Origin of the sequence: Paludisphaera rhizosphaerae, from assembly GCF_011065895.1 — a bacterium.
Lineage (GTDB): Bacteria > Planctomycetota > Planctomycetia > Isosphaerales > Isosphaeraceae > Paludisphaera > Paludisphaera rhizosphaerae.
In genome coordinates this window covers 58272-76300 of record NZ_JAALCR010000018.1, presented here as the reverse complement: position 1 = coordinate 76300, position 18029 = coordinate 58272, and the positions used below count along the sequence as shown (strand labels likewise).

Annotated in this window: 16 protein-coding genes; 4 read left to right on the top strand and 12 right to left on the bottom strand. The window is 65.6% G+C overall.

What is annotated here, in order from left to right; genetic code table 11:
• Position 1: 1 nt before the first annotated feature.
• The 5 genes from G5C50_RS21815 to G5C50_RS21795 form a co-directional block, all read right to left on the bottom strand.
• Positions 2-1036 (bottom strand): DUF1559 domain-containing protein, encoded by a 1035-nt coding sequence (locus tag G5C50_RS21815; RefSeq protein WP_165072930.1) that lies wholly within the window; start codon positions 1034-1036, stop codon positions 2-4.
• A gap of 198 nt (positions 1037-1234) precedes the next feature.
• Entirely contained in the window at positions 1235-1693 is a 459-nt protein-coding gene (locus G5C50_RS21810) for a hypothetical protein (RefSeq protein ID WP_165072928.1), read from the bottom strand.
• 73 nt (positions 1694-1766) lie between these two features.
• Positions 1767-2876 (bottom strand): DUF1559 domain-containing protein, encoded by a 1110-nt coding sequence (locus G5C50_RS21805; RefSeq protein WP_165072927.1) that lies wholly within the window; start codon positions 2874-2876, stop codon positions 1767-1769.
• Between the two features lie 387 nt (positions 2877-3263).
• Positions 3264-4295 (bottom strand): DUF1559 domain-containing protein, encoded by a 1032-nt coding sequence (locus G5C50_RS21800; RefSeq protein WP_165072925.1) that lies wholly within the window; start codon positions 4293-4295, stop codon positions 3264-3266.
• Positions 4296-4676: 381 nt separating this feature from the next.
• Positions 4677-5267: a hypothetical protein gene (locus tag G5C50_RS21795; RefSeq protein WP_165072923.1), complete on the bottom strand. Its 591-nt coding sequence runs from the start codon at positions 5265-5267 to the stop codon at positions 4677-4679.
• A gap of 436 nt (positions 5268-5703) precedes the next feature.
• Between G5C50_RS21795 and G5C50_RS21790 the strand changes: the two genes are divergently transcribed.
• Both G5C50_RS21790 and G5C50_RS21785 read left to right on the top strand, forming a co-directional pair.
• Positions 5704-6180, top strand: coding sequence for a hypothetical protein (locus G5C50_RS21790; protein ID WP_165072922.1), 477 nt, complete (start codon positions 5704-5706; stop codon positions 6178-6180).
• Positions 6181-6388: 208 nt separating this feature from the next.
• Positions 6389-7411, top strand: coding sequence for a DUF1559 domain-containing protein (locus tag G5C50_RS21785; RefSeq protein WP_165072920.1), 1023 nt, complete (start codon positions 6389-6391; stop codon positions 7409-7411).
• A gap of 85 nt (positions 7412-7496) precedes the next feature.
• Here G5C50_RS21785 and G5C50_RS21780 read toward each other — a convergent pair whose 3' ends face one another.
• From G5C50_RS21780 to G5C50_RS21765, 4 genes are all read right to left on the bottom strand, one after another.
• On the bottom strand, positions 7497-8219 hold the full coding sequence (locus tag G5C50_RS21780; protein ID WP_165072918.1) for a 3-keto-disaccharide hydrolase: 723 nt from the start codon (positions 8217-8219) through the stop codon (positions 7497-7499).
• 104 nt (positions 8220-8323) lie between these two features.
• Positions 8324-9904 carry a hypothetical protein gene (locus G5C50_RS21775; RefSeq protein WP_165072916.1) on the bottom strand — a complete coding sequence of 527 codons (1581 nt, stop codon included), beginning with the start codon at positions 9902-9904 and terminating at the stop codon, positions 8324-8326.
• A gap of 162 nt (positions 9905-10066) precedes the next feature.
• On the bottom strand, positions 10067-10405 hold the full coding sequence (locus G5C50_RS21770; protein WP_165072914.1) for a hypothetical protein: 339 nt from the start codon (positions 10403-10405) through the stop codon (positions 10067-10069).
• Positions 10406-10749: 344 nt separating this feature from the next.
• Positions 10750-11193 (bottom strand): hypothetical protein, encoded by a 444-nt coding sequence (locus G5C50_RS21765; RefSeq protein ID WP_165072913.1) that lies wholly within the window; start codon positions 11191-11193, stop codon positions 10750-10752.
• A gap of 307 nt (positions 11194-11500) precedes the next feature.
• Here G5C50_RS21765 and G5C50_RS21760 point away from each other — a divergent pair, with 307 nt between their 5' ends.
• Positions 11501-11947 carry a MarR family winged helix-turn-helix transcriptional regulator gene (locus G5C50_RS21760; protein ID WP_165072911.1) on the top strand — a complete coding sequence of 149 codons (447 nt, stop codon included), beginning with the start codon at positions 11501-11503 and terminating at the stop codon, positions 11945-11947.
• A 50-nt stretch (positions 11948-11997) separates the two neighbouring features.
• A complete protein-coding gene (locus G5C50_RS21755; RefSeq protein WP_165072909.1) occupies positions 11998-13032 on the top strand; it encodes an aldo/keto reductase in 1035 nt (344 codons plus the stop codon).
• Positions 13033-13087: 55 nt separating this feature from the next.
• On the opposite strand, the gene G5C50_RS21750 is transcribed toward G5C50_RS21755, so the two are convergent.
• The 3 genes from G5C50_RS21750 to G5C50_RS21740 form a co-directional block, all read right to left on the bottom strand.
• A complete protein-coding gene (locus tag G5C50_RS21750; protein ID WP_165072907.1) occupies positions 13088-14998 on the bottom strand; it encodes an APC family permease in 1911 nt (636 codons plus the stop codon).
• 141 nt (positions 14999-15139) lie between these two features.
• Positions 15140-16408: a hypothetical protein gene (locus G5C50_RS21745; RefSeq protein WP_165072905.1), complete on the bottom strand. Its 1269-nt coding sequence runs from the start codon at positions 16406-16408 to the stop codon at positions 15140-15142.
• A 366-nt stretch (positions 16409-16774) separates the two neighbouring features.
• Positions 16775-17956, bottom strand: a complete 1182-nt coding sequence (locus G5C50_RS21740; RefSeq protein WP_165072904.1) for a serine hydrolase domain-containing protein — start codon at positions 17954-17956, stop codon at positions 16775-16777.
• Positions 17957-18029: the final 73 nt, after the last annotated feature.

Below are 18029 nucleotides of genomic sequence, written 5' to 3'. Positions count from 1 at the left end.
GTCAGTAGGAGCCGGCGGTGACCACTTCGCCGCCGGCGATGGTGCCCAACGCTCGCCAGAGGGGGCCGGCGACGCTGTCCCTGACGAACCGGACGGAGCCGTCGCCAAGGAGCACGTTGACGCCGCCGCCGTGATGGCTGCGGGCGGTCAGCGAGCCGAACGTGGGGGACAACTCGCGCTCGTGGAGCGTCATGAAGTCGAGGTCGTGTTCCTTGTAGAGCCCCCCCATCGTCCGCTTGTTGGGGGTCCAGGCGGTCGTGAAGGCGGACATGGTCGCGTTGCCGTTGGGCCATTCCGTGTGGCCGACCGGCAGAACCCGGCCGGCGGCGCAGGGGCTGGCGAACTCCGGAGCGACCTCGTACAGGTCGGCGTCGGGGGAAGGGACGTCGTGAGGGTCGTCGATCCCGGCCAGCGGGCAGCCGACGACGCGCGGCTGATACGTCTTCACCTCGGCCGCCAGCATCGTCAGGCTGAGGCCGTCCGTGATCGCCGCCGGCGAGGTCGAGCGGTTGGGACCGAACGCGGAGACGTTGTGGTCGCCGCCGACCCCTCCCCAGACGAACCAGTCCCCCATCGTGAACCCGTAACTGGTAATTCCGACAGGGCCGTAGGGCGTCATCTGACGGTCGCGGTTGATCTCGCTGGGGCAGATGAAGGTTGAGAGACTGTTCGCCACCACCGTCCGATTGCCGGGGTCGTTGAACGGCGAGGCGAAGTTGATCGCGGCGAACATCGGCTGCTGGTCCAGGTACGGAAGAATCCGGGCGTGGACGCTCCAGCCGCTGTACCACGCCAGGTCCCCGGTCGCCGAGGCCGCGAGCACCTGCGAAGGGGGGAAGCCGCCGAGCAGGCTCTCATATGTGTTCAGGGCCAGCCCGATCTGCTTCAGATTGTTCGTGCACTGAATCCGCCGGGCCGCCTCCCGTGCGGCCTGCACCGCCGGCAAGACCAGCGCGATCAGCAAACCCACGACCGAGATGACGACGAGCAGCTCAATCAGCGTAAAGCCGGGGCGAGGAAAGAGTTTGGGATTCATGACGGAATCTCGAAAGCGACGTCGGCGGAACCATCGAGACTCGTTTTGGCGATCATGAAAACCATTTCATCCCATTTCGCCTCGTTCGTCAAGGGCGGTGAGGGGAGGAGATCGGCCGGTTTGTCTTCGAAATACAAAGACGCCGGGGCGGAAGGTATGGTTATCGTCCGCGGCGGCGTCGGTGTGGAGGAGCGTAGTTCAGCTTTTCTTGGCTTCGGGCTTCGCCGTGTCGGCCGAGGTGGGGCCGGAAGGTTTGGGAGCGGCCTTGAACTCGTCGGCGGTCATGGCCTTGGTGGTCAGATCCTTGAGCAGGACGTAACCGCCCTTCTCGGGGACGTCAGCCTTGTAGGCGAGGATCTCCTGGGTGGGTTCGCCGGGGGTGGGGGTGACTCCCCAGTAGACGACGACCTCGCCCTTCTTGATGGCGTTCATGCCGCCGACGAAGAGGTCGCCCCGGACGAAATCCTTGATCGAAGCGGGAGGTTTCTTCTTGGCGTTGTAGGCGGAATTATACAGGTCGGCCACCTCGTCCAGCGAGCCCATGTCGTAGTGTTCGGGGGCGTTGGTGACCGACTGCGGCGGACCGCAGCCGGGCGTCACAGCCGCGGCCAGGGCCGCGGCGACGATCCAGGCTGAGGGAATGCGGGAAGACGGCATTCGTGACTCGCAGGCAAAAGGAGAAAAGCGGGCCGCTCGCTCTCCGAGCGGCCCGCGGAAGCGAGGGGAACGATCAATAGGCGTCGGCCGAGACGACCTCGCCGCCGGCCCTGGTTCCGAGCGCCATCCAGGTCGTCAGGCTGATCGAGTCCTTGATGAACTTCACGGAGCCGTCGCAGAAGGCCACGTTCACGCCGCCGGAGTGGTAGCTCCGGGCCGCCATGTGGGCCGACGTGAAGTAGGTCACGTCGCCGCAATCCATCTGCTTCGTGTTGGGCGTCTGGGTGTGGTTGTAGTAGGCCAGTTCGGGGATGTTGCCGCGATAGTATTGCTGGCCCTTATAGGTGATCCGGGTGTTGTACGGCACTCCGGAGCAGCCCGCCTGGGGAACGTAATTGTCGACCGGGACGGTCCACGAAGACGGCAGATACACGGTGTTGTAGTCGCCGGGGATGTTGGCCGTCACCGGGTAGGGGATGTTGGAGATCCGAATCTCCGCGAACATCGCCGTATTGCTGGTGCCGTCGGAGATCGAGGCGATCGTCGTCTTGCTCGTCACCTTGCGAAAATCCGGACTGGGCACCGCAGTCGTCGGCGCGGGCGCCGAGACGTTCAGCGAGACGTTGAAGACCCCCAGGGTCCCCGAGTTGGTCTCGTTGTAAGGGAACGACGTGCTCACCGTATTGTAGATCTGTGAGGCCGTCGCCCCGTTGCTGCCGTAATAGTTGCTCTGGCCCCAACTGCCGATGCTGTTGGCGTACGTCCGCGTTCCGGGGCTGCGGAAGCCCTTGCCGTCGGAAGGACAGAGGAACGCACCGATCTGCTGGCAGCGGGCCGTGTCGTTCTCGCCCGTCGAATTGATTTCAAGCTGGAGGTTGAACGTCCCGTACAGGGACGCCTGTTCCAGGTACGGCAGAATCAGGGCTTGCACGCCAACCCGCGTACCAGATCCCAGGCTCGGCGCCGCCAGCGGCGCCGGACCCATCCCCGGCGGGAACTCGTTGTTGGCGCTCTCGAAATTATGCACCGCCAGCCCGATCTGCTTCAGGTTGTTGACGCATTGCGCCCGGCGAGCGGCCTCGCGGGCCGACTGAACGGCGGGCAACAGAAGGGCGATCAGAACGGCGATGATGGCGATCACCACCAGCAGTTCGATCAACGTGAACCCGCGACGTGAGGACATGCTCGGAAGGCTCCTACGATAGACAAGAGATCGAACGATCGTATGTAGGACGCGATGCGCGGCACCCGCCGTTGGGACGGACCGGTACAACGACGGCCCGGTCGATCTGGGCCGGCGTGTCGTTCATCACTTCGGCGTGAAGGGAGAGTGATTGGAACTTAATCCGCCTTGACTCGGAATTCCATAGGTCTTTTCGAAAAAAGCGGCACATAAATACTAATTTATTAAACCTACAGTTGTAAAACGATCAGACGGGCGGGGCGGTGGTTCGCCTTCTCCGGCCTGATTCCGCACGTTTCACACTGGGGTGCCGCGAGGGACGCGGTGTTCGAAATGAGACCGGCGCGGATCGGTGGCGGCCGATCCGCGCCGGGTTCTGCAACGGTCTCAGTACGAGTCGGCCGAGACGACCTCGCCGCCGGCGACGCTGCCGAGAGCCCGCCAGGTCAGGCCGTTGATCGAATCCTTGACGAACCGGACGGACCCATCGGCGAGCAACGCGTTGACGCCGCCGGCGTGGTAGCTGCGGGCGGTGACCGCGGCGAACGAAGGGCGGCCGAGCTTTTCGCGGCTGCTGTTGATGTCGACGTCGGCGTACATCTTGTTCGGACCGCCCGGCGTCTTCTTATTAGGGGGCCAGGCGGTGGTGAAGCCGTTGTGATGCACGCCCGATTCGAACCACTGCGTCCGCCCTTCCTCAACCCTGACGGCGCAGGTCCCGCTGTATTCGGGGACGACGGCCAAGGGCTCGGCGGACGGCGGCGGCACGTTGTGTGGGTCGTTGACGATGCTGAAGGTCGGGCAGTCCCGATAGTAGGTGAAGAACCCCTTTCCCTCGGACATAAACAGCGTGTTGCTCGTCCCGTCGGAGAGTTCGGCCAGGGGGCGGCTCTGATTCACCCCGAAGACGCAACGGTTCTTCATCGGGTTCGCGAAACCACCCCAGACGAACCAGTCGCCCTCGCAGTAGGCGTAGTTCGCCAACCCATAAGTTTGCGCCCCGGCGGTCGTCGTGGCGCGGGTCGGGGGGCGGACCTCGCTGGGGCAGATCAGGTACGGGATCACGACGGCCGTCGCCGTGGTGTTCTCGGGCGTCTGCATATCGACGGCGAAATTGCAATTGTTAAAGAGCGAACCCTGCTCGGAGTAGGGTAGGACCCGAGCATGGGCTCCCCACGAGTTCGTCCACCTCACCGTCGTCCCCGTCCCCGAGATGGTCAACGCCATGGGCAAGGCGCCGACGGCCGACTCGTAGTTATGCAGCGCGAGGCCCAACTGCTTCAGGTTGTTCGTGCACTGAATGCGGCGGGCCGCCTCTCGGGCCGCCTGCACGGCCGGCAGTAAGAGTGCGATGAGCACGGCGATGATCGCGATGACGACGAGCAGTTCGATCAAGGTGAAAGCGCGGCGAAGTCTCATGTGGGGGCCTCTTGCGTGTCGGACTGGTTGAATGGGGGACGCGCTGAGGCTTGGCAATCGCCGCGCCGATGCGGTGGAATCGCGCAACATGCTGCCGATTCACGATCAGAATCGATCATGAAAAGAAAGTTACAAATTAATGTGGCGAGCATTTGTCCGCGCGGCGGTGGGTTTTCGGCCGTCGGATCCAGTGGCGGTCGACAACCAGGATGATGTTGGAGGGAGCCAGCGTCGATCACACGGCCCGTTCGATAACAAAGTGCTCATTAAGGGGGATTATTGTGTCGGCGAGAATGAATGAGTCTTCGTGATTTCGGCCGGCATGAAGTGGCCGAGCAGGACGTCGCCGATCTTATGGACGCCCAGGATCATCCCCCGGGTTCATGGCGAGACTTCGGTGGCCGTCAGGTCGTCGAAGAACGAGCGGGCGTCAGCCTTGGACCAAACGCCGACCTTCCCGGCCCCAAGGAACGTACGGTCGGTGGCGGTCAGGAGTCGGACGCCGTCGAGCCAGCCGGCGATCTGCTTCCCCTTGGCCGTGATCCGGATCGTATGCCAGTTCTTGTCACCCGGCGCGTCGGCGTGGTCGAGCTGCGTGCGACGGCCGTTCTCGACAAGATACATCCGGAAGTTATTCTCAAGCGGATTGTAACGGGCGACGTAATAGTTGTCCTTGTCCTTCGCCCGCCAGACCACGCCGCCCCCCTGGTCGAATTCTCCTGCATCGGCCTTCACGCGCAGCGAGACGTCCACCTCCTGATAGCTCGTCTCGTCCACCAGCGCGACGTTGAAGACCGGGTCGTCGTTGGCCGCCTGCTGCGCCAGCACCTTTGACCCGTCGCGTTCCTCGACCACCCAGCGGCCGACCCCGGTCGTGAAGCCCTTCGCCGGTCCGCCGAGGGGATCGGCCTCGAAGTTCCAGCGCGGCGCCGGCGCCGTTGCCGCCAGCGCCGCCGACGCTGTCGCGACCATCGCGAGTCTCCGCCATCGAGGCCCGGGATCTTGCTCCGTTTTCATGTTCGCGAGTCTCCGAAGAATGACATGTGTCGTACCGGGGAGTTTAGCCGTCGCGGCCGGCGGTCGCAAGGCGGTGGCCGTCATCTGCAGTCGTTGGGATTCATATCATGTATAAAAACGATTTGTGATGATGTTTGGGTTTTATGATGATTCTTTTTTTGCTTGACATTTCTTGGGCCGCCGTCGAGCATGTCACCGCTTTAGTTCCTCCAGGTCGACTGCGGTTCTCTCCCTTCCCGCCGACGTCCACCCTGAAGAGGCGTTGGCCGCCTGATCGATTTTCTTTCATTGCTTTCATGGTGTTGCGGACGCATTGATGCGTGGGCGCCGTCCCGTCGCTCGATGGGGATCGGCCCCGTTCGGCTCAGATAGTCGTGAGGAATTCTCAGCGATGGCGAAGCGGTCTTCGGTTCTTCGTGCATATGCCGCCCTTGCGGCGCTGGTCTTGGGGACGTTCGGCCTCTCGGGTTGCGGCGGAGAAGCCTTCGACAACCTTCCGCGGGAGGGCGTCACCGGCGGCGTGACAGTAGACGGGAAGCCGCTCAAGTCGGGGATCGCTCTCTTTCTCCCCTCCGATCCGATGTCTCCGACCCAGGGGAACTTCACGATCATCGACGGGAAGTACAGCGTCCCGAAGGAGCAGGGGCTCGTTCCGGGCAAGTACACGGTGAAGATCTCCTCGTCCGGGACCGAGAAGAAGGCCGACGGGCCCGCCGTCAACGACGGCGCCCCGGGGATGCCCCCCGTCATCCCGAAGGACGCCATCCCGCCGATGTACAACACCGATTCCAAGCTTGCCGCCGAGGTCAAGCCGGGCATCCCGAACGACTTCCAGTTCGCGCTGTCGACCACCAAACCCGCCAAGTGATTGATCCGGCGTTCCCTCCCGCGTGATCGCCGATCGATACGCGCGAACAGGGAGCGCCCGTCAGACCGCCTGCCGCTGCTCCAAGGTCCCGCCGCGTCGGCGGGGCTTTCCCCAATCCATCGACGTCGTCTTTCCTCGGCCGCGGGGCTCGACGGCGTCCTCGGATCTCGTGCATTGTCTGTCATAAGTTCATTTAAAGGGGAGTTGTATGAAGATTCGGAGAAAGGGCTTCACGCTGATCGAGTTGCTCGTCGTCATCGCGATCATCGCCGTCTTGATCGCCCTGCTGCTTCCGGCCGTGCAGTCCGCCCGCGAGGCGGCCCGCCGCGCCCAGTGCGTGAACAACCTGAAGCAGATCGGCCTGTCCATGCACAACTACGAAAGCTCCAACGGCTGCCTGCCGCCGGGCCGGAAGAGCTGCTGCTGGGGAACCTGGATTCTGTTCACCCTGCCGGGCGTTGAGCAGCAGGCGCTGTTCAACTCCTGGAACTTCGGCGGCGACTACGTCTGGATGGGCACGGCGATCGACGCCCCGTTCCGGTACTCGGGCGTGGCCAACGTCACCGTCTCCGCGACGCGCGTCCCCGCCTACATGTGCCCGAGCGACGGCGGCGGGACGAGCCTGACCGGGATCGGCACGACCGTCAACGGCGCTCGCTTCGACGTGGTCTCGCAGAACTACGTCTGCAACTTCGGCAACCTGAACTCGCCGCAGCCTTCGACCTATAACAACATCGCCTTCGGCGGCGCTCCGTACACGGACCTGGACGGCAAGGCGCTGGGCACCCAGCTCGGGATGTCGGGCCAGTACGTCGTCCCCTTCAGCGCCATCGTCGACGGCCTGAGCAACACGATGCTCATCTCGGAATGCGTCGTCGGGACGAAGGGCGCCGGGTTGGGCCAGTACTCCGCTTCGTATGACCTGCGCGGCTTCTCCTGGTGGAGCAGCGCCAGCAACTACACCGCCTGGTCTGGCCCCAACTCGGCGGATCCGGACGTCCTGGAGAGCGGCGGCTACTGCATCTACCCGTTCCAGCAGAACCCGCCGTGCACCGCCCCCACGGCCTCGGTGCCGCTCTACAACATCGCCCGCAGCCGGCACTCCGGCGGCGTGAACACGCTGTTCGGCGACGGCTCGGTCCACTTCATCAAGAACTCGATCAGCCTGCCGACGTATCGCGCTCTCTCCACGACCAAGGGTGGTGAGATCGTCAGCTCCGACGCCTACTGATTCAGCTCCCCTTCGTCTTCGTCGTCGGCGGGCTTCTCCAGCCCGCCGGCGACCTTTCCGAAACGCTGAGTCGTTCCGGGCTCGATCAAGGGCCAGCGAGCGGCTTGACCTTCACGTTTCGGAACTCGATCTTCCAGCCCTCGGCTTCCAGGCCGACGAAACCGCGAGGGACCTCGCAGGCGTCGAAGACGCATGTCGTCGCGCCGTTGGTCCAGAGGGTGATCTCCTTCCCCTTGCAGGCGACCTCGCAGGTGTTCCACTCACCGGCCGGCTTGACCCGCTTGTCGAGGATTTGCTTGGAGAGGTTGACCCGCTTGGCCTGACCGTCGACGAGGGTGTCGCCGAACAGGAAGCCGCCAGAGGCGTCGCCGGTCTGGGCCTGGTGCCAGATCGAAGCGTCGGCCGAGTTGCGGACGAAGATCCCGGAGTTGTATCCCTTCTTGCCCTCGACCGGGACGAACCGCCACTCGACGTGGAAGACGAAGTCGCCGAGTTCCTCGTCCCAGCGCAGCCATTCGTGTCCGCCGTCCCCCTCGCAGACGAGGGTCTTCGCGTTCGCGTCGTACTTCCATTGCGAGCCGCTCGGCTTCGGCGGGGCTGCTTCGGCCTTCGCCTTCGGGTTGGACGGCAGCTTGCCGATCGTCCACCCCTTCAGCCCGTCGCCCGCCCCGGCGAGGAGATCCTTCCAACCGTTGGGCGAGCTTTCGAGCGCACTGGGCGTCTCTGCGGCCTGAGCACGGGCCTCGCGCACGAGACTGCCGACGGTCACGACGAGGGTCAGGGCGAAACAACCAGCGAGGGTGCGCACGGCGTAGCCTCCAGGACTGGGAGAGTGTTCGACGCGTCCGACGGCCGCGGTCGCCGAGTATAGCCGCGTCGGCGAAGGCCCTGGAAGTCGGCGGTCGAGATCGCTCACGGAGCCGCGTCGAACCAGGCGTCCTTGATCGTGCCGACGAATCGGCCGCGAGGGCCGTCGCCGACCGAGAGCCGCAGCCCGGCGGTATTCAGGTCGAGCGCTGCACCGTCGGCCTCGACGGCCAGACGGCCGTCGACGAACAGGCGGAGCTTGTCTCCCGTCCGCTGGGCGGCCACGTCGTGCCAGCCCGGGCTCAACTCACGGTCGACGGTGGCGAGGCTCCCCGCGGACATTGACCAGACTTTCCCCGAGGGGAGTGTTGTCGTGAACAGCCGCCCCTGGTAGGTGGCCATCGCCCAGGCTCGGCGGTATTTCACGTCGGGCGTTTCGTCCAACTGCTTCAGAGGGGTCCATCGGGGCTCGCCTTCGTAACGGTAGACCTCGGCCGAGGGGAGCGAGCCGGCGTAGAAGGTCCCGTTGTGGACGAGCATGCCCATGACTTCCAACTCGTTCCCCAGTCGGCCGGCGTCGACCCAATGGTCGTTCGCATCCAGCCGATAGACCTTGCCCGCGGGCCAGGTGGAGACGTGCAGGGAGTTCTGGTACGTGGTGAACGAGTAATTCTGGGTGATGTTCGCGTCGACGAGCCCCAGGCCCTTCCAGGCCTTGCCGTCGTAACGATAGACGTTCCCGACGTCATAGCTGGTGGCGTACAGGGCCCCGCCGTGGACGCCGAGAGCATTCACCCGTTTGCCATCGGGTGTGGGAACCGTCGTCCAGGCTCCTCCGCCTTCGTGGCGGTAGAGTCCGGCCGGCTTATACAAAGCGGACGCGTAGAGCTTGCCGCCGAAGTTCACCAGGCCGGCGATCGCCTCCGTCTCCAGGTCGCCGACAAACTCCCAGCGGTCGGGCTCGATCAGCCGGTAGACGCGACCCCCGCGCTCCGTGTTGTCGGACTCGGGCAGGGACGAACCGGCCACCCGATACTTGCCCGTCGCCGCGTAGAGGCGGCCGTCCAGACTGGCCAGGGCGGTCACGGAGTTCGAGCCGTCCAGCGGGCTGAGGGGCGTCCATCTCCCCGGGCCGTCGTAACGATAAACCCTCCCAACCTGCGGCCGCATCGGCTCGCACGTCCCGACATAGAGCTTTCCGTCGTGGACGGCGATCGAGAAGCCCAGCAGCGCGGCGCCGGGCCGGCCCTCGTCGCGCCAGTTCGGCGTCGTTCCGGCGTCGATCCCGAACTGCATCTGCCGCCAGTTGGCCTGGCTGGTCGTGCTCCCCGTATTGTTGCGCAGGCCGAGAGTGAAGCCGTGCCGCGTCTTCGCGTCCCACAGGCTCATCAGGTCGCCCAGATCCTGGGTGGCCGTCTCGTCCGATCGGAACGAAAGCCCGACGGCGAAATCTCGCGTTCCCAGCGTCGGTTTCGGAGTCGCGCTCAGGACCGGCGACGTGCCCGACGTGAACTCAACCGCCTCGCCCCCGATCAGCCTCACGGCGCTCGCCGAAGGCCGAGGCGCGGCGACGTTCCCATCAGCCCCGTAGGCCCACGACGAGCAGACGAAGAGGCCCACGGCCCACCGCAGCCGCGCTGCGGGCGACGACGACGGGCGGGCCTTGGTGCGTGACGGGAACGACATCTTCACCTCATGAACCGGCCGGACTTCGATCGAACGACTTTCCAGCCTCAGGCTTACCACGGCGGGACGGCGCGGGCAACGATGCTACGCCCTCTCCAGATGTGAAATGTCATGAGAAAATGTCAATGCAGACGTAATAACGAATGTAGATGCAATGCGATGTCAAGCGTCGGGAACATGCCTCAGAACGATGACGCCTTCAACGATCGACTCGACGCGGTACGCGGCGTAGCTCGCGCCGGATTCGCCGATTTTGACGAGCGCCATCCAGAGCTTTCGGCGGTCGACGGACCGCTGCGCGGCGATCGTGATGGACATCACCGGGCTCTGGAAGAGGTCTCCCACGTTCGGCAGCAGCCCGGTGTCGCCCGTCATCCATCGGATGCCGGCCAGTTCATCGTCCCCGCGCAGGACGTAGCCGTGGTTCGGCCCTTCCTTGAAGACGACGACGTAATCTTCTAGTCCCTCGATATGCTCGTCCGGAAACGATTCGTGTTGCATCGCAATCTCCTTTTGCGCGATGGCCCCCGTGACCTTGGGTCGTCGGGCGCACGGGGGGGCGCGACCGCGACCGAAGTCGGGGTGACGGCATGGTTCGTCCGTCGGCGGATGGCGTGGTCGATGGTTGGGAGAGGTCGCAACCCGACGGCGTTGCCGCCTCGGACCAGGGATCCGAGACCGGAGCCGGCCCGAGATTCATTCCGGACCTGGCTCGACGCTGACGCCGCCGCCTTCCGCCGGGGGGGCTGATGCAGCGTTTTATTAGGCAGAAAGACGGTATGCGCGCGAGCCCGGGTTTCAAGGGCGCTGGTCGTGTTTTCTCGAGAATCGTCGGCGGGAAACTCCTATCCGTCGCCTCGATTCAGACGGGCCGTCGGTCGGAAGGCCCAGTACGTCGCACCGACGACCGTCGACGCCAGCCAGCCGATCGTGCAAACGGCGGCGACGACGAGCCAGTTCGGGTCCGACCAGCTCTGGCCGAGCAGGGAGATCCCCGAGGCGATGAGCGGGCCGATCAGAAGGACCACGAGCACGTCCGTCCGCCGAGATCGGGCCGCGGCGATCGCGACCACGGTCAGGCAGGTGTGCGCGATCCAGAAGGCCGTCGAGACCCCGTTCAGGTGATCGAAGGCGTCGGGCCGGGCGTGCTCGCCGAAGTCCCTGCGGAGCAAGGCTTCGAGATCGCCCCGGGCGAGAAGGAGCAGGATCCCGAGCCCGACCCAGAGGAGGGCCAGGAACGCCGGGGTCAGCACGAGCAAACCCGGCCGGTGATGAATCGGAAGCTGCATGGATCCCCACCCGCTGGGGTCGGCCCTGATGGGTCGTGACGCACGCAACGACGATCCTACGCCATCCCGGGACATCGGGAAACGAACGGCAGTTCAAGTCAACGGCCTCCGGTCGCATTTGTCACGGTCCGGCCGACGCCTCCCGCCCTCGCGAAGCACTTTCATCGGCCGAGCAAGCAGGGGAAACGCATGTAATCGCAGGCCCTGGTGTATGCTTTCCAGGAGCGAGCCGCTCGATCGGATGGGTCGGCGCGCGGAGAAAGTTCAATAGTTGAACTATTTGACTTCGGAATCAGGCGGGCGTACCATGCCGAACGGAAGGAAGAAGGGCGGGCGTGACGCCTACGGGACGCTGGCCGACCTCTGGCGGCTGTTGCAGTCGATCATCGACGACTCGGAGTCGACTTTCGAGGCTCTGGGGATCTCGGTGAAGGCGTACTTCCTGCTGGACGCCGTGGAGGAGCATCCGTTCCCGGCCGAGCTGGCCGGAAAACTGCTGCTGCCGCGGCCGACGGTGACGTACCTGATCAACCAACTGGAGGCCGGGGGCTTCCTGGAGCGTCGGGTGGAGGCGGGGGACCTGCGGAAGTTCCGCCTGGTCCGGACGCCCGCGGGAGTCAAGGCGCTCAGGCGCGTCGAGGAGGCCATGGGGCGGAGCTTCGGCGAGCGGTTGGGGCGCCTCTCCGCCGACGAGGCGGCGGCCTTCGACCGCATCGTGGGCGTCCTGACGCGTCCCGGGGGGCGCGACGCCTGAAGGCAGCCTCACGACCGCCCGGCCATGTCGAAATCAAGGAGAAGACGTTGATGCGATACCGATTGCTGGGCGGGTCCGGTCTGCGCGTCTCGGAGCTTTGCCTGGGGACGATGACGTTCGGCGAGGAGTGGGGCTGGGGGTCGTCGAAGGACGAGTCGCGGCGCGTCCTCGACGCCTTCTTCGAGGCCGGCGGCAACTTCATCGACACGGCCAACGTCTACACCAACGGCGCGAGTGAAACGCTGCTGGGTGAATTCCTCAAGGGGGACCGCGACCGGGTGGTTCTGGCGACGAAGTACACCAACGCCATGCCCGGGAACGATCCCAACAACGCCGGCAACCAGCGCAAGAACATGATGCGAGCCGTCGAGGCCAGCCTCAAACGCTTGCAGACCGATTACATCGACCTCTACTGGCTGCACATCTGGGATCGGATCACCCCGCTGGAAGAGGTGATGCGGGCCTTCGACGACCTGGTCCGCCAGGGGAAGATCCTGCACGCCGGCGTTTCCGACATGGCCGCCTGGGCCGTGGCCCGGGCCAACACCCTGGCCGAGCTGCGCGGGTGGTCGCCGTTCGTCGGCCTGCAGATCGAGTACAGCCTGCTCGAACGAACCGTCGAACGCGAGTTGCTGCCGATGGCCGAGGCCCTCAAGCTGGGCGTGACGGCCTGGTCCCCCCTGGCGGGCGGCGCGCTCACCGGCAAGTACGTCGGAAACAAGGCCGGCGCCGACGCGCGATTGAACAGTGAGATGATGAAGGAGTGGCAGCGGACCGACGACCAGGCGCACGCCGTCGTCGCCGAGGTCCTGGCCGTTGCCGCCGAGGTCGGTCGCTCCCCCGCGCAGGTCGCCCTGGCCTGGCTGCGACACCGTCCGATCCCCATCATCCCGATCATCGGCGCCCGACGGTTGGAGCAGGTCCAGGACAACCTGGCCTGCCTCGACGTGAAACTCGACGAATCCCAACTCCAGCGCCTCAACGCGGTGAGCCGCGTCCCGCTCGGCTTCCCGCACGAGTTCTACTCGCTGCCGATGGTCAAGAACCTCGTCTACGGCGGCCTGGGAGACAGCCTGGACGTTTGACGCGAAGGCGAAGGCGGGGGCGGAGCGTCACGTCACGCCCCCGCCGGGCTTGGCCTCAGCGGATGGGCGACTCCGTCGACGGCGGAGCCGGCGAGCCGTCCGAGAGGTACCACGGAACGGTGACGACGAACACCCGGCGGAAGCCGCTCAGGAGCAGGTAGAACTTGATCGCCGTGGCCGTCTGGTTGTGCAGCAGGTAATGATACCACCGCGTGGCGACCAACTCGGGGACGACGACCGCCAGATCTCGGCCAGGGTGGGCCGCCTGAAGGTCTGAAACCGCCTGCTTCAGCGGCGCGTAGAGGAGTCGGTAGGGGGAGTACACGACGATCAACTGGGGGGCGATGAGGCCTGCCGCCTTCGCCGGCTCACGGACGTTCTTTGCCCAGTTCTCTTCCAGAGCCAGCATGGCGTTCTCGTCGTCCGCGACGTGCAGGGCGTAGACCTCTGGAGAGACCTTCAGGGCGAACCGGAGCGCCTTCCGCGTGATTGAGCTCCAGCCCCGGATCGGTACGAGGGCCAGGGGAGGCTGGAGGCCCCCCACGTCGAGCGGGAGGTCGGTCGCGACTTCCTTCGCCACACCCCGATAATGAGCCCGGATCCCCACGAAGAACGCCAGGAGGGTCGGGATCAGCAGGACCATGATCCAGGCGCCTTCGACGAACTTGGAGGCGAGGACGACGACGAGCGTAACGGCCGTGCAGCACGCGCCCACGGCGTTCACGGCCGCGGATCGGTCCGCGTGCGGGCCGCCGACCTGCCGCCAGTGCACCACCATGCCGGCCTGCGAGAGCGTGAACGCCAGAAACGCGCCCACGGCGAACAGCGGAATCAGATGGTCGGTGATGCCGTCGAAGACGACGAGCAGGGCCCCCGCGAGGGCGGCGAGGACGAGGATCCCCCAGGTGTAGACGAGACGACGGCCCCGGTGCGCGAAGGCGTTGGGGAGATAGCCGTCCTGCGCGATCACCCGGCAAAGCCTGGGAAAGTCCGCGAATCCGGTGTTCGCCGAGAGGGAGAGCACGGCCAGCACTGAGCCGATCGTGATGTAGTAGAACATGCCTCGGCCCACGACGGCGGCCACGAGCTGAGAGAGAACGCTCTGGTAGCCGGGGCTCCCCGGCTCGGTCGCGCCGATGCCGTAGGCCCGACAGAGCAGGGCGATCCCGGCGAGCATCACTCCCAGGAGCACGATGATCACCGTAAGCGTGCGACGGGCGTAGACCACGGTCGGTTCGCGAAACGCGGCGACGCCGTTGCTGACCGCCTCGACCCCGGTCATGGCCGTGCAGCCGCTGGCGAAGGCGCGGACGAGGATCCAGAGCCCCGCCGCCGCGGCCGTCGACTCCTGCGGCGCCGGAGGTTCGATCGCCGTGGGGCTTCCTCCGGCGGCCACGGTCTTCACCAGGCCGATCGCCAGGATGGCCAGCATGGTTATCGCGAAGAGATAAGTCGGGACCGAAAAGGCGAGGCCGGATTCGCGCACGCCACGGAGGTTGATTCCCGTGATCGTGGCCAGGATGACGAGGCAGAGCAGAAGCGTGTAGGGCTGGAGCGCCGGAGCGGCCGAGACGAGAGCCCCCACTCCCGCCGAGATCCCGACCGCCACGACCAGGACGTAATCGAGCATCAGGGCGGCGGCCGCCGCCAGGCCCGCGGCCGTTCCCAGGTTCTCGCGAGCGACGGTGTAGGAGCCGCCGCCGTGAGGATAGGCAGCGATCGTCTGTCGATACGAAACGTAGACGACCGCGAGCAAGGCGATGATCAGGGCGATGATCGGGACGATGTGGCTGACGCCCAGGATCCCCAGCGGGATCAAGAGCGTCAGCGCCGCTTCCGGTCCATAGGCGGCCGAAGCCAGGGCGTCGAGCCCCAGCATCGGAACCCCCGCCCAAACCCCAACTCGTTGCTCCCCCTCCTCATCGCTGGCCAGAGGGCGCCCGAATAAGTAATCCAGGACCGACATGTTCATCTCCACGCCCAATTCGCTCGTCGCCCGGGACGCACGAACGCGCCAGGGCGTGATGCGACGAGATCAGCCCCATGCCGTCGTCCTGCTCCGCGCGTCGGCGGGACCAGGACGTCGTGAGGTTGTTGCAGGGGGGCGTCAGGCTTTGGGCTTGAGGAAGAGGACCTCGCCGCGGTCGATCCATCCCTTGCGGAGGTCCATTCGGAACCAGCCTTCGCCGTTCTTGGTCTGGAAGCGGACCGGGGAACGCGGGCCGTATTCGGCCAGGTCGTACTCCACCCAGCTCTTGCCCATGTCCGGCGAGTAGGCGATGCCCGTCTTGAGCGTCGACGCGGGGGCGCAATGGCCGGCGAACATGACGCCGTCCTGGATGAGCATGTTGGCCATCTCGAATGGGGCGGCGAACAGCCGGGTGTGCCTGGACGGATCGGCGATGTCGGCCGGCGCGCATCGGAAGACGCCCCGGTCGTAGGGTTGGTCCGCCGGCTTGGGACCGTTGGCGTCGGCCGCCCAGTAGACCTGGCCGTCGACGAAGTTGATCCCGCCGGACTTGTACCGCGAGTTCGAGTTCACCGACACGAGGGTCTTCCACGACCAGGCGTCGGCCTTCGCGTCATACTCCCCGCGCAGCCAGTGGCATTCGTGACCGGCACTGCGGTCGATGTCGCCGGTGCAGGCGTAGAAGGCCTTTTCCGCCGGGTTGAACGACACGCAGTGGACGTGCCGGGCCACGGCCGGATTTGCAGGATCGCCGAGGAACGATCCGGGGGCGACGCCCTTCTCCTGGAATGACGGGTTCCGCCCGAAGGAGTAGGCGATCTTGACGGTCTTGCCGCCATCGACCGAGTAATAGATGTTCACCGGAACGGGGCCGCCCACCACGTTGCAGTAGTTGCCCCAGACGAGCATCTCGCGGCCGTCCACGTCCCAGGTGTGGACGCCGTCGAGCGGGTGGAAGTACCAACCGGGCAGGTTCGGGTCCTTCGGCGTGTGCGGCAGGTAGTCGCCGCCCTTTTGGTCTTTGACGATGATCTGGCGGTGGGATTGGAGGCCGTCCGTGCTCAGGAACAACTTTTCGCGGGTGGCGAAGAGGATGTTCCCATCTTTGAGGAAGCAACTGAACGTGATGTTCTCGGCCTCGGGGAACGACGCGCTGCGGCTCCACGTCTTGGCGTTGTCTTCCGAGAGATAGATCCGATCGTCCTTGAACCCGAAGGCCCGATCCCCGCGCTGCGAGTCGATGTACGGCCCCTCCGGCGCGAGGCGATACCAGAAATGCGGCGTCTCGCCGACCTTCCCCGGTTCGCCCGCCCGCAAGATCCTCAATCCCGGCCCCAACAACCCGCCGGCCGTGACCGCCGCCGCACCCAAAAAACCACGGCGATGAAGATTCGATTCTGCGTTCATAGATGCACGGCCTTTCCGTATCACGGGTCGGTGTTCTCGACGAGCGACGTCCGACCTATGGAAACGTAGAAGCCACAGCGTTTCAAGGATCCTCGGTGATTCCCGCCCGCAGGGGGCCGCATCCAGCACGCAGCGATATCTGGCAAGACCCGACGCGCACTACCCTCGCCCTAGCCGTCCTCCCGCGGCCCTGGCACAAGGCGATGGCGCTGGTAATGGGGATCGGAAGGGCCCAGGGGGAATGGCATGAAGTTCGACGACCCGCCTGGGACGGCGTCATATTGATCAAACTGCCGCCGGATCATCTGGTCATCAAGTGGAAGAGGCTGAGGGACAAGGAGTGTCGCGCGGCGCGACCGACGTCGCTCACTTCGCCTCGGTCAACGAGGCGGCCGCCGCCTCCTGGAACGCCTTGCGGACCTCGGACGCATCGGAGTTCGGGTAGTCGGCCCGCTGGATCATCAGGATGTAGGCCCGCTTCTTCACCGGGTCGATCCACGCCTGGGTGCCGTACGCGCCGCCGTGTCCGAAGGAGCCGGGCGAGAGCACGGCGGTGACGCCTTGAGGTTGTTGCGCCACGCACCAGCCCAGCCCCCAGCCATTGCCGGGGGTGAAGCCGGTCTTCAGGTCGCCCGTCTGGACCGAGGTCATCAGCGCGACCGATCCCGGCTTGACGTACCGCTTGCCGTCCAGCTCGCCGCCGTTCAGGATCATCCGGCAGAACCGCGCGTAATCCGGGGCCGTGGAGAAGAGGCCGCCGTTGGCCGCCGGGAAGCGGTCGCGGCTGGTCGCCGACTTGCCGTAGAGGATGCTGACAGGCGTCGGGGTCAGGTCTCCCTCCTTGCTCCGGCGGTACGACGCCGCCAACCTCGGGAGTTGCTCCTCGGTCAAGTAGAAGGTCGTGTCCTTCATACCCAGCGGGGCGAACAGGCGCTGTTCGACGAACCGGTCGAACGGCAGGCCTGAGACGACCTCGACGATTCGGGCGGCGGTGTTGATCCCCGACTGGCAGTAGGCCCACTTCGACCCCGCCTCGAACTGGACGGGCTTCTTGACGTAGATCGGCGTGAGGCCGGCCAGGTCCTTGATCTCGCGGGCCTCGGCGGGGGAGGCCTCGCCCAGGCCCGAGGTGTGCGTCAGCAGGTGGCGGATCGTGAGCCGGACCGGCTTGCCGTCGACGGTCTTGAGATCTTTGAACTCGGGCAGGTGCTTCTCGACCGGGTCGTCGACCGACAACTTGCCCTCGTCCTGCATCATCAGGACGGAGGTGGCCGTGATCGGCTTGGTCATCGAGGCGATCCAGAAGATCGAATCCGGTCGCATCGACCGGCCCGCGGCGATGTCCGCCTCGCCGGTCGCACCCAGGTGGACGATCCCCTCGGGCGTGGCCACGAGGGTCACGACGCCGGCGACTTCCTTCTTCTCGACGAGCGGCTGCATCCGTTCGCGGATTGCGGCGAGCTCGGGGTAGGAACCCGGAGCGACCTGGCCTCGGGAAGGGACGGCCGTGAGGGCGAGGACGAGGATCGCGGTCGCCAGTCGCTTCATGGTGGCCTCGAGTCGGGAGAGGAGACCGTACAGGATCAGAAGAGCTGGGCCCATCGTACAGCGACCCCGGCCG